Here is a 12,949-nt window from a genome sequence, read left to right as displayed (position 1 = left end):
CGTGCCCGGAGGGCGGCGGGGGATGGCGGGCATGGTTCGTGCCTGTTCATGGCCGTTCTTCCGGTGAGGGGACGGGGGCCGGTTCGCATGCGGGCGCGGGGGCGCCCCCGGCTTGCAGGGGGCGGGAGGTGCCGGCGAGTTGGACTGCGGAGATGGTGAGACTGCCGACTTCGCCGGATACGGCCATGCCGGAGCCGCCCTGGGTGGTGTAGGTGGCGTCGAGGCGGGTCAGTTGGCCGTCGGCCAGCCACGGGGGCGGGGAGTCCCACCACAGGCCGACCAGTTTCTTCACGGGGATGCCGGGGGTGCTGCTCCATTTGCCGGTCACGGTGACGTGGCCCCCGGCCTTTGTGACCTCGGTCTTGAACCGCAGGAAGTCGGCGTCGGTGCTGTGGGTGACGTCCTGGCTGAGGCAGAGGGTCAGTTCCGCGGTGAGGGACCAGTCGGCGCCGGGAGCGCTCGTCGTGCGGCTGGCCGTGACGCTGATGTCGACGGGGTGGTAGGAGCAGCCGCCGCTGAGGGCTGCCCGGGTGATCCGTGCGCCTTGTCCGGTGAGGTGGCCGGTGAGGGCGGTCAAGGAGAGGTCGCCCAGGGTCCAGGTGCCGCCGGCCACGGCGAAGTCCAGGCTCCAGGATTTGTCGGTGAGCGACCCGCTGACGGCGAGGTAGGTCGGGTCGGCGGGGACGTCGAGGCCGTCGAGGTGGTCTTTGATGTGCCGGCCGGCGGGGCTGTCGTCCGGGGGGAACAGGGCTGCGCTGAACTGGAGATCGGGAAGGGTGGCGCTGCACCTGACCGCGGTGTCCAGCAGTTGGCCCTCGGTTTCCAGGGTCAGGCTGGACTGGCCGTCCTCGTCGAGGGCCGCATCGACCTGAACGGCGAGGGAGGTGAGGGTGAGGACCTTGTCGATGACTGTCCAGGGTTCTTTCGGGGTGAGTTCGACACGGCCGCCCATGCGTGCGATCTTCGCCGTGGTCGCGTCGAAGATGCCCCAGGCCTCGGTGAGCTCCAGGCCCTTCAGTGTGGGCAGCTTGTCGGGCAGTGTCAGGCCGGCCTTGGCAACGCCGGAGAAAACCGGCACGTCGGCGAGGGCGGACAGGCCGGTAAGGGTGAGGCCCTGGAATTTCCCGAACACCTGGCGGCTGCTGACGCTCAGGGGCGCGACGTAGAGCTTGTGGCGGGTCGGGGCGGCGCTGTCGCCGGAGGTGAAGGTGACCGCTCCGTAGGTGCCGGCCGGGTTCGCGGCAGTGTCGGGCAGGGACATGACCGCCCGCGGAGTTTTGAATCCGAGGGTGTTGAACGCTGTCAGGGAGAAGGTCTTCCCGGATGTCAGGGGGACGTCCCAGGTGCCGCCGGGCAGGTCGGCTTCGGCCAGCAGTCCTGTCACGGTTGTGCCGTCGTGGGACAGGAAGGTGACCTGCCTGGTCTGTTTGTCCTTCACGCCACGCAGTACCAGCTGGTCGGCGTCGTAGGCCAGTGGTCCGCCGTCCGGGCCGTCCAGCTCGAACCCGTCGGCACCGACGACGGGTTTGACCTGGTCGGCGAAGAACGCGGTGTAGCGGGGGTCTTCGCCCAAGGTTGTGGCTGTGAGGGTGTAGGTGGTGCGGTTCTTGAACAGTTCGGGCAATTCGGCGACCCGCAGAGGCATGACCGTCTCCGTTGAGGGGTGATGGCGGCTGTGGTGGGGCGGCCGGGAAGGAACGGACCGTCCGGGCAGGTCCCGGGTGCCCGGCCGATGGGCTGGAGGGGGGGGCAGGGGCGGTGGTCCTCCCCATGCCGGCCCGTCCCGGTCCGGGGCTCGGTGGGAGTGGGCCTGGGTCCGGGTGCTGTGGTCGGTGCCGAGGACCTCATGGGGAATGTCTGGCTTCGGTCGGGAGGAGGTGTGCTGTCTGCCGCTCAGCTATGGGTCGGCTCCTGTGTGTTCGGCGCCTGGGTCAGGTATCCGCTGCGGGCGTGGGTGACGGGGGCGGGCGACTGGTCGGCGGGCCTGGGAGGCGCCGTGTCGGTGTGGGTCCACGTGGTCGCGGTGGCGTCGGTGAGTTCGGCCAAGGTCCACGCGGGGGTGTCCGTACCGAGGCTCGGAGTGGGTGTGCGCAGGACGCGGGCGTCGGGGCGTAGCGGCGGGGTGAGCAGCGGGCCGACGGGGATGACGGGCCGGATGTTGGCGAGGACGGCGTCGAGCGTGGCGGCGGAGAGGGTGAGTGCTGTGGTGGGCAGGATGTCGAGGGTGGCGTAGGTGCTGGCGTGGGGGCAGACGAGGAGCGTGATGTCGGTGCCGACTGGTTGTGTGCCGGGTTGTTGGGGGGTGACGGTGATGTCGGTGGGTTCGGCCTTCCTGGTGTAGCGGGGCTGCTCTTCCACTCCGGTGTCGGCCGGGTAGGGGGTGTGGAAGACGGAGAAGCCGGGGTCGGTGAAGTACCCGAGCAGCCCGTCGGTGTGGAGGTGGGCGCTGCCCAGGGCCACCGGCCAGGGCGGGGTGTCGTGCGGCTCGTACGAGGCGTGGCGGAGGGCCTCGATGGTGGGCGGTCGCAAGGGTGGGGCGTCGAGTTCGAGCCGTAGCCGGGCCCGGGCGAGGGCCACGGGCCTGCCGATCATCAGCGCGAGGCCGTGGCTGTCGGGTCCGGGCACGGAAGGCGGCGCGGTCTGGGCCAGGCCCTGGTCCAGGCTCGACAGGAGGGCGGCGAGGTGCCCCTGGGCGCCGCTGTGCTTCAGGAGCGGCTTGAGGAACGCGAAGAGGTCGGGGTGCTCCTGGGGAAATCGGACGTCGGTGAGCGGGTCCGCGGTGTAGGGACAGCCGGGTAGCGGACGGGCCGTGGCAGCCGTAGCGGCACCGAGACAGTGCAGGTCGTACAGGGGCGTGCCGTCGGGGGCGTGGCAGAGCAGTGAGTGGCGATTGCCGGCTTGGGTGGCCATCAGCCAGCCGAGTACGGGGTTGGCGGCGTCGGGGTCCGGCAGCGTGGACACGGGCTGCGGGTGTGGGCCGGTGGTGAGGTAGTCGAAGAGGAGCCGTGCCCCCTGGTGCAGTCGGGGGCGCAGATCGACGAGCCCGGTGCCACCGATCGGGTCGTCGTCGCCGCGGACGGTGTAGGTGCGGGTGTCGTTCTTGGCGTCGTCGCTGACGAAGAGGGGCTCGGCCACCTGGAGCTTGCACAGGTCGAGGTCGAGCAGGCGGCCGAACGCGTCGTGGACGACCAGCTTCTGCACGTGCAGCTGTCCCGAGCGGACCGGCGGGAAGTATTCGTCGCCGAGAGCCTTCTCGTCGGCTTTCCTGGTGGCGGTGTAGTACGTCTTGCTGAGCGGTAGATGAGGGGTGCGGGCGGTGACCACGGCCGGGTCCGGTGTGCTGAACCAGGTCTTCTCCGTCTGGGTCGGCGGCGGCGGCGCGTAGGTGAGGTCGTCGTGCGCCGTGCGGGGCAGAGCGGCGCTGCGTGTGGGCAGGGGACTGTCCGGTCTGCGGCCCGCGCACGCTTCGTTGACTCCGGTGAGGGTGGCCGAGATCAGGTTCCACGTGTGTTCGCTGATCTTCCTATCGAGCGCGACATAGGCATCTCGGGCGGCCTTCGTGGGCGCGAGGGAGGCGGCGTGGAGCAGCCGGTAGCGGGTGTGGTCCTCCAGGAGGGGGTGGGCGGTGGCGAAGTAGGAGAGGCAGCGCACGGCGGGTTCGGGAATCCTGCGCGGAGCGCCGCCTGCCGGGCTCGTGTCGTGGAAGTACTGGGGGATGGGAGTGGGTGGGGAGAAGGCGGTGGGCGTAGGGTTTTCGGTGCCCAGGGTGTAGGGGTGGGCTGCGGATTGCGTGCTCTTGCTGAGGTGGCTGGGGTAGAGGTCGGCGGCCCATTCGAGGAAGGCCGGCTTCCAGGGCTGGTTCCACCAGCGGGTGTACGGGTCGGTGGCGGGCGCGCCCGCGAGCAGGCCGGTGCCGGTACTGCCCCTGACGGACGCACAGTTGATATTGCGGTTTCCCACTCCCTGGATCACCTTGTCGACCAGTGCGTCGAACTCCTGGGCGAGGGGCGTCACACAAGCCAGCGCGGGCGGAGTGAGGAGCGGCTTCAACATGTCGTACACCGGCAGGGGCGGGCCGGTCGGGGCGGGCGGGCGGCGGACCGGCAGCGGGCCGCCGAGATAGCCGTCCGGGTCGGTGGTCCGTCGGCATGCTCGCAGGTTGCGCAGGACGACGGCCGGGTTGGCCGCCCGCAGGAACGGTGCCCCGGGGGTGGGCTGCAACTGGTGCGGGAGCTTGCCGGTGGCAAGGTCCTTCCGGATGCCGGCCGCGAGGGTGTTGAGCTTGGCCAGCAGGTTCTGGCGGCCTGTCACCCGCTGGGTGAGTTCCTTCTGCAGGGCCGTCACCGCTGCGGCGTCGGCTTCCTGCGGGCCGTCGTCGGTGTAGTACATCGAGATCCACCACAGGCCCTTGAGGGTGGTGAGCAGATCCCGGCACTGGCCGTCGGACACCTCGTACTGGGTCTGTGCCTCGTTGAGGGGGACCAGCTTCTGCCTGATCCGCGCCGCGGCCGTTTCCTGTTCCGTGGTCAGCGGTGTGGTGCTGGGATCGATGAGACGCCAGCGGTGGCCTCCTGCGGCAGCGACGAAGGCACAGGCGTGTTCCCCGTACTGCAAGGCGTGCTGGAAGACGTCCGCCTCGTCGGTGTGGTCGGGCAGTCCGGGGTTGGCTGGGGCGTCCAGCAGGTGGTGCTGGAAGGCGCTGAAGAGACGTGCCTCTTCGGGCGTCAGCAGGTTCGAGCGGGTCACGGCCGCCGCACACGCCTCCATGGACGACTGTCCGATGGTCATCCCCACCTGGGCCGGGTCCGGACGGGCGTCCAGGCTGAACGGGTCCGGGCCGGCGATGAGCGGCTGATACCTGCCCGGGTCGAGGTCCTCCTTCCACGGGACACCCAGCACCGTCCCGGCGTACACGGTTCCGGTGACGGTCGGATCCTCGGTGCCGGGCAGCTCCCAGCCGAACTCGGTCAGCGTGTCGCGGAGTTTCGCGGTACCGGGGTTCAGGGCGTCGGAGGTCTGGTGGGAGTACCAGCCCACCACCAGATAGCTGACGGTGAGTTCCCGCTTACCCGCACCGAGGGCCTGCTGCGTAGCGGTCAGGTCGGTGAACTGGTCGTGGAAGGACAGGATGTTCTGGTGGTACGGCTGGTATGAGCTGAACTCGGGCAGCCCCGTGCTGTTGGCAGTCAGGAAGAGCGGATCCCCGGTGCCCTGCCACGGGTGCGGCTCCGCCGGAATCGTGGAGCCGACGGTGATCGGGTAGGCGACGCCGTACTCGGCCTGGGTGGGGTACGTTCCGGTGTCTTCGCCGGGGGGCCCGGGCAGTACGGCCGCGGGGGTCGTCTCGCTGCGCCCGCCGCCGGGTCCGCCGTTGTCGTCGGGTACCGGGGTGTCGGCGCGGATCAGCCAGTGGAGCGTCTGCTGTTTCACGGTCTCGGTGGTGGCGAAGGCGCGGCGGATGACGAGCCACCGGTTGGGGATCAGGGGGAACTCCCCTGTCTGTACGGGTGCGAGGCCGCCGGTCACCGGCAGAGGGACTCCTAGGCCGGTGCGGAGTGCGGTCGGCAGTTCCCACTGGAGGTAGATCCCCATGTTGTCGTCGTCGGCCTCGGGTTCCTCGGGGTCGAGGGCGAGTCCCATGGGGGCGTGGTCGATGAGCCGGTCGAGACTGGTCGCCCGCCGGTCCATGCCCGGGGTCTCGTTGCCGCCTCCTGTGAAGAGGAAAGCGTCTACGGCCATGGGCACGATCAGCGGCGTGTCCTGCGTGCGGGGCATCTTCTGGGCCTTCAGGGGAGGGGCGGCGGGGTGATGGTCAAGGTGGCGGGGAGGTTGAGCATCTGGAAGGCGAACTCGGCCGGTTTGTCCGCGCACCCGAACCGCCGGGCCAGTGCCTGGACGTCCAGGGATTCCGGAAGATGCCCGGGCCAAGGGCTGACGGCCTTGCCGGGCGCGTCCCTGAGGAACTTCCCGTACACGTCCACCTGCTCTTTGGAGGCCGAACCGTCCAGGTTCCGAACGGACTTCGTCCCGTGTGCGCTGTCCAGTCCGAACTCCATGACGTGCCCGGGTTCGCGCAGGACGATCGCCTGGGGGCGCCGGTCGAACAGGAGCAGGGCCGTGTCATGGCCGATCAGGGTCCGGGCGATCAGCCGGGCGCCGTTGATGCGGAAGAACCCCGGGTCGGTCGTCGTGGCGGGCATCGCGCCGGCGTCCGGTCCCCCCGGCTCGTGCAGGGCGGGCCAGGAACGGATGATCTCGGAGCGGATCACCAGGCCGCATTCGGGCGCCCGGTCGGGATCGCGGGGCTTGAAGACGACATCGGCCAGCAGGGGTTCGAGCAGCCGGTCCACGGCGGTGTGCGAGCCCACGGCCAGCATTCCGTCGCCGAAGGCGCTGAGCCATCGCTCGTCGACCGAGAAGAACCGGGCACTGTCCGTGGGCAGGACCGCGTCCGAGAACGGCATCAGATACCAGGTGGGCAGCACCATGAGCAGGTCCACTGCGTCCCACAGCCATGTCTCCTGTGCACCCTCGGCATCCCCGGCGCCGCCCGGGTCGGCGGAGGCGGTCGCCCGGGGCCGGGGGAGGTGCCGTCGGCGCAGGGCGTCCTTGAGCCGACGCGCGACACCGGGGTGCGAGACGAGCGCGGCGGCGTGCTCGGCCGGCGGGCGGTCGTCGCGGCTGAAGGGGACGTACGCTCCCGGCGCCGCCCCGCCCGACTCCGCCTCGGCCTGTGGTACCTGAAGGGCCATGGGGGCCTCGGACGCGTGGCCGAGGGCGGCGGTGATGTCGGTCCCCAGCGGTGTCGTCGACTTGTCCCGGTGGCCGGTCATCATGTCCTCGAACCGGCGGCGGAGCGGACGGGGGTCCAGAGCCGCCGCCACCACCGTCTCCGCAATGCCGGGGGATCCGGCGGCGGACGGCCCCGCGGCGCCGGCCCGTACCAGGGACATCATCCGTTTCTGCGCGTCGTGCTTGAGGGTGAGGAGCCTGCCGAACAGATCGCGGCGGGCCAGGATCAGCTGGTAGCCGATGTTCCAGGCAGCCGCCAGGCTGATGTCGAAGGCACACTCGGCAGTGCTGTAGATCAGCGCCTCGTCCGCGCAGCTGAAGGGCTGATGTGCGGGCACGGACGCGATCTGCGGTGGTGGCCAGGGACCGAAGGGCCCCCGGTACCACGACGCCGTCTGCTCACCCGTCACCAGGCCGTGGTTCATGGGGACGTAGCCGGCTCCCAGCCGTTCGCGCACTGCGGCCGGCGCGGACGGAGTCGGGGTGTACCGCAGCCGGTCGCCCTGCCGGGCGTCCTTGTGGTTCTCCAGCATCCGGCGGAAGGCGTCGGCGTAGGTCTCCGGATCAACGGCGGGAGTGAGGAAGGACCAGGACCACAGGGACACCAGCCGCAGCTTCTTCTGCGGATCGAGGCCCTGGTCCGTGAGGTGCTCCTCGTGCCCGGTCAGGCAGACGAGGTGAGCCGTGTAGGGGCAGGGGGTGTCCTTGCTCCGGGTGTCCGGCGTCGTGGGGTCGGGCATCGCCCGCGGGAAGCGGGAGGCGATGACCGTGCCGTGGGCCGACAGCGGGGTGCCGGTGGCTCCCGAGGTTCCCGCAGCCGCCTGGTCCTGCCGGATCTCGCGGCGTACGTGCGTCAGCAGGGGCAGGGTCTTGACCGGGTCGGGCAGCAGCCGGCCCCGCAGGTCCGCCACGAGGACATCGATGACCGTGCACGGGGTGTCCGGCGGGGGAACGGAGATGGCGGGCAGGAGGGCGCCGCCCGGGTCCTTGGTCAGCAGGTCGGCGGCCTGACCGGTGGCGGTGGTCAGGTGGGCCGCCTCGTCACCGGACAGCACCAGCACGGCCATGGTGGGTGCTTCGCCCCAGACGGCCGGGGCCGGTTCGGCGCGTTCCCAGGGGAGATAGGGGTCGCGCAGCGAGACGTAGGGCAGGAGATGGCCGGCGGGCGCGGCCGACCCGGGGGCCGGGAAGGTCGCCAGTACGTCGGCGGGCGTCAGGCTGAACCGCCGTGCTCCGACGGTGAATTCCTGGGCACCGGGCGCGAACGTCCAATCGAATGGATTCTTCCCCGTCCCCTGCACCGTCTGCTTGACGTCGAGCGTGTACGTGCCCAGGGGGATGCCGGGGATCCATGCCCCGTGGAGTTCGAGTCCGGCTTCGGACGCCGGGTTCGGCATGGGGGGTCACCCTTCCAGGATCTGCGGTAGGGCGTCCAGGTAACCGGCGGCCCCGTTGCGGAAGATGTTCTCGTCAAGTCCCGCGGTCGCGCTGTCCGTGGCGAATCCCGGGATGTCCAGCGCTTTGAGTGAGTCCAGGAACGTGCGGCGGGTCTGCTTCGCGGTGGCGGCCGGCACCTCGGCCAGTTGCTTTTCCGTCATCGCCGGCAGCCGCTCGCCGTGCCGGCTGGTGTAGTCCCGTGCCGCTTGCCCGGGTGTCATCTCGATCGGGGTCTGCTCGCGCAGGGCCGCGGCCGGGATCAGCGCCTGCTTGATGTGCTGGGCCGGTGGCGGTGTCAGGGTGACGGCAGTGGCATAGCCGTCGACCAGGCCGCTTCCGTCGGAGGGCTGGGGCGCGGTGTCCCACAGGGCGGACGGCACGCCCTTGAGGTCCAGCGCCGCTCCCCAGGTGTCCGTGTCGTCCGCTGCCGGGCCCACCGGGACGGCGGCACCGGTCTTCTGGTGCCGCACCGTGATCTCCAGGGTGGAGGAGATATCCGTGGCCCCCATCGGGCGGATCTCCAGTTTCTGGCGACGGATGCCCTGGCCGACGTCGGTTCCGTTGGCCTTGACGGAGGTGACCGGGACTGCGGTGGTGATCCGGCATGCGAAGTCCTGCACGCCGAATGCCCATGGGCCGGGGGCTGCGGGGTCGGAGCCCGGATCGGCGGAGCCGGCGGGCGGCCGTGCGGGGAGCAGCCCCTGGGCGGCGGTGACCGCCACCACCTTCGCGTCGTCCGTCCCGCCGGTTGCGGGATTGGCCGAGGCACTCTGCGGCCGGGTCCCGCCGGGCAGCATCCGCTCGCGGAAGTCCGCCGCGCTCAGGGTCGCCGACCCTTTGGGGTCGTCCGCGCCGAAGTCCACTTTGACGCGGAGAGGACCGATCTTGAGGCTGGCGTGACCGCCGACGGGTGGGCCCCATACGGTGCCGTCCGCGCCGATCTCCACCGTGATACCGAAGGCAGTGCCACTGATCCGGCCGCCCCAGTCGACATTGAAGTAGAGAGGGTCCCATTCGATCAGCGCGTCGGCGTACACGCCGGCGTCGATACTGGCCGGTCCCCACTCCCCGCGCAGACCCGCGTTGATCCCCGCCATGAACGCGTGGGGTGTCAGTGCCGCATAGCACGTGCCCCACGCGTGAACGGAGGAGGAGAGATGCCAGTCGAATCCGAGGCGTGCCGGTCGCGGATAGTGTCCGGGCACGGCGAACTTGGGGTGGTAGCCGCCCACCGTCACCACGAACTCCCCCGGGTGAGGGCTGCGGCCGAACCACAGCCTCACGGCAGCCCCGCCGGTGAGCTTGCAGTCGCGGTCCAGCACGAACGACTCGTCGGTGACGACCGCGTCGATCTCCAGGGTGTCGGTGCCGCTGCGGTATTCCGCCCGTACGTCGATCGCCAGCTCGGCCCAGGGCGTCGCGGGCTTCTTCGGGAACTGGGCCACCGCGTGTCCGTACAGACCGGCCACCAGCTCGTTGCCGAACTGGACGACGGCCACGGCGCTGACGTCCACCAGCTCGTAGACGAGGGCCTCCAGCCCGGCCGCCAGCCACGTCTCCCCCGGCGCGGGTGTCACCCAGCCGCCGTCCAGCAGGACGTCGAGCTGCTTGAGAGGGTCGTCCTCCGGCTCCTGGGCGGTGAGCAGCTTGACGAAGGGGAAGTCCCTCACCTCGGCGATCCGCGGAGTACGGACCTGGTTGTGATACCCGAAGCCGGCGGCGAGTTTCTCCAGCCGGAACACGGGCGAACCCACTGACTTCTTCGACAGGTCGAGCACGCCGAAACAGAAGAGCGACGGGTCGCCGCTCTTCTTCTGCGCATAGAAGCCCAGAGCGGTCACACCGACGGCGGGCGTCTGGACGACGGCCACCCCGCCCACGGCCAGGGAATAGTCCTTGAGGTCGCGGCGCACCAGCTCCCCCGCGATCGTCAGCGGCGGACGGCTGTAGCCCAGGCTCAGACCGTCCAGGTGGAACACCGGGCGGGCCGGGTCCTTCAGCGGAATCTCCACGCCGAGCCCCTTGGTCCCGAAACGCAGTCCACCGCCGCCCGCGTCGGCGTCCGCCAGCAGCAGCAGTCTGCCGTCCCGGTAGCCCGCACCCATCCGTCCCACGTGAACCGGTCCCACCGTGGCGTCCAAGTCCAGCCACATGGTGCCGTCGTCACTTCCGAAGCCGGACCACACCGGGGGCGGATCGGTCGACGCCCCGGTGCCGGACTGAAGATACGGCTTCGGCGCGGACGTGAGCGTCAGCGGGTGAACCTTGTCCCCGACCCGGACGGCGACGACCAGTTGTGTGCCCTTCCGCGTGCCGTATCCGGCCGGAAGGGGATGCCCGATCAATTTCGTCACTTCGTCAAGGGCGGCCTGACTGAGGTCGGCCGAATTGAAGCCGACTGTCAGTCCGTCCACGCCCAGTCCAGCGCCCACGGGAATGATCGCGTCGATGAGGGGAATTCGTAGCACCCCACCGAGTTTCAGTTCTCCGAGCAGCACCCGGGTTCGCGCGGGCCCCGTACTTCCGTCGGCACCGATATCCGACATGGTCATCACGCACTCCCGGGTGCAGAGGGTCCTCGATCGGCACGGAACTAGTAGGCGTCCGGCGGGGTACGCAATGTGTCGCCCTCCCAGAGGCCCTTGGCGGTGACCGCCCAGTTGCCGACCAGGGGGATGGGGCGGGTGTATTCGGCGTCCTTTGCGATATGGACGTCCGTCCCGGGAATCGTGAAACCGTCGGCGGTGTCCAGCAGGTTGATCGAAGGGTCCGGTCCGCCGGACTTGTCGGAGGATTGGAGATCGGTCAGCTTGAGATCACGTGTGCCGGACGATTTGGTGAACGCCACGCACAGCGTGGGGTCGTCCCACTTGTGGCTCCCGGCCGCAGGGCCGGGATGACTGGCCGGCATCTCGTCCGGGGTGAAGGTGTTGACCTTTTCCTGAGTCTTTCCGTTGACGTGGAACACGGTGCTCGCACTGGCGGTCGAAACGTGCACGCTGTGAAATTCCTGCGACTTAATACCGGAATCAGCCGGGTACTGTGACGGATTCCATGTGATTCCGTAGTAAAAGCGGTCTCCTGGATGCGTATTGTCACTGTGGACATGGAACGGGCCTTTCTTCGTAAAGTCGTGCAGGAGTGGGTCATCGACTTTCTCGTGCGTGATGGTCTCCAGCTTCATAGACATACCAGTGATTTCGTCGGTCATGGGGAAGTCGAACTCCCGCCTCTTGTCGCCGGAGACCGTCGTGACCGTCTTGGCCGTCTTGGGGCCGGTCCGCCAGACGACGCCGGTCTGCGAGACCTTCTCGCGTGTCTTCATCGTGCGCCAGATCTGTACGTATCCGCCGTAATCGATCGAATCCCTAGGTGTCTCGAGCAGCATTTCCGGGTTCTCCGAGTCGGTGCCCGATGCGTTCTGCGCGGCGCAGAGGGGAACCTTGCCCTTCGCCGGGAACACCTCGTAGATCTTCTGGACCGGCTCCGCGGGCAGCGAATCCTCCGCACTGTGCCCCACCCATGTCACGGTCACCGCCGGGAAATACGAGAAGAAGAACGAGGACGGATCCATCTCGGGCTTCTTCACCGTCAGGACCGTTCCCGCCGGGGCGAAGACCGTGAGCGGATCGCTGGTCAGATTGCCGCACAGGAATGAGGCGCCCCCCACTTCCACCCGTGTCGGGATGCGGCGGGCCATGTCCTTGGCCGGGGGGAAGCAGCCGTAGAACCTGCTGTACAGGAACAGTCCGACCCGGTAGTAGCCATCGGTCCTGGCCTCGAACTTCAGGTCGGCCGTCAGCCAGTACCTGCGGGTGGTCGGTGCCGGCACGGGCGGGAGGGTGAGCGTCCCGGTGACGGCGAGGTCGTTGTACTGGCCGTCCGGCTGGTAGACGGAGAGGTAGATGTCCTTGGTGGCAGAGGTGTCGCCGTCGCCGGTGGCGGCGAGGGTGAACTTCGTGTCGTCGGTGAGAGTGAGGGGCTCGGCCTCCGGATCGACGGGGTCGGGATAGGCGCGCTGGTCGGCCCGCAGGGAGATCGGCTGCCCATTTCCTCGGGTGAGGGTGAGCGTCTTGGCGTCCTGGGCGGTCCAGGTGAGGAGGATGGGTGTGTCGTGCCGGACTTTGGTGACCGGGCTGTCCTTGCCGTCGACGTTCCGGGTTTCGTGGGTGGCCTTTCCGGTGGCCTGGAGGTTGTCGAGCTTGAGGCCCGGCGTGAGTTTGGTGAGCGTGGTCATGGTCGGCGTCGGTGTGCCGCCGGTGTAGGTGGTCAGGGTGAGGGCCACGGAACCCGGAACCGTGTTCAGATGCACGTCGACGAGATCGAGGTGCAGGTGGTCGGTCGTGTGCTGCTCGGTGTGATGGGGGGTGAGCGTGAACACCACTCTGCCCGTGGTCTTTTCCGGCGTCCCCACGGTCCAGTAGGGCTCGTTGCTGGAGGGCGAGAACGGGTTGTAGGCGGCCGCGGTGAAGTGGTAGTCGGTGCCCAGCACAGGTTCGATCAGATCCGCGTTCTCGACCGTGACCAGGTGCTGCTTCTCGGAGCCGACGGGCAGCGTGAGGGTGATCTTGGAAACGGGCCGGTGGTGAAGGCGGATATCGACGTGCACGGTGGCCGGCCGGCCCGCGCAGGGTTCGGGAGGAGACGTGGTGACGACGAATCCGGTGTCCGGTGACGAGACGGCGTTCATAGGGGGGTCTCCACTGGTGTCGGGCGGCTG

5 protein-coding genes are annotated in these 12,949 nt (G+C 69.3%); all 5 read right to left on the bottom strand.

Features of this window, described 5'->3' with window-relative positions:
- Nucleotides 1-46: 46 nt before the first annotated feature.
- The gene (locus OG413_RS25240; RefSeq protein WP_266808979.1) at nt 47-1,645 is read right to left on the bottom strand and encodes a hypothetical protein; all 1,599 of its coding nucleotides are present in this window, start codon (nt 1,643-1,645) and stop codon (nt 47-49) included.
- Nucleotides 1,646-1,893: 248 nt separating this feature from the next.
- Nucleotides 1,894-5,775, bottom strand: coding sequence for a hypothetical protein (locus OG413_RS25235; protein WP_266808977.1), 3,882 nt, complete (start codon nt 5,773-5,775; stop codon nt 1,894-1,896).
- 11 nt (nt 5,776-5,786) lie between these two features.
- A complete protein-coding gene (locus tag OG413_RS25230; RefSeq protein ID WP_266808976.1) occupies nt 5,787-8,189 on the bottom strand; it encodes a hypothetical protein in 2,403 nt (800 codons plus the stop codon).
- 6 nt (nt 8,190-8,195) lie between these two features.
- Entirely contained in the window at nt 8,196-10,781 is a 2,586-nt protein-coding gene (locus tag OG413_RS25225) for a DUF6603 domain-containing protein (protein ID WP_266808975.1), read from the bottom strand.
- Between the two features lie 41 nt (nt 10,782-10,822).
- Nucleotides 10,823-12,919, bottom strand: a complete 2,097-nt coding sequence (locus tag OG413_RS25220) for a hypothetical protein (RefSeq protein WP_266808974.1) — start codon at nt 12,917-12,919, stop codon at nt 10,823-10,825.
- Between the last annotated feature and the right edge of the window lie 30 nt (nt 12,920-12,949).

Source organism: Streptomyces sp. NBC_01433 (assembly GCF_026340105.1).
Classification (GTDB): Bacteria; Actinomycetota; Actinomycetes; order Streptomycetales; family Streptomycetaceae; genus Streptomyces.
The sequence above is the reverse complement of the archived record's forward strand: the minus strand, read 5'-3'. Positions and strand labels throughout refer to the sequence as shown.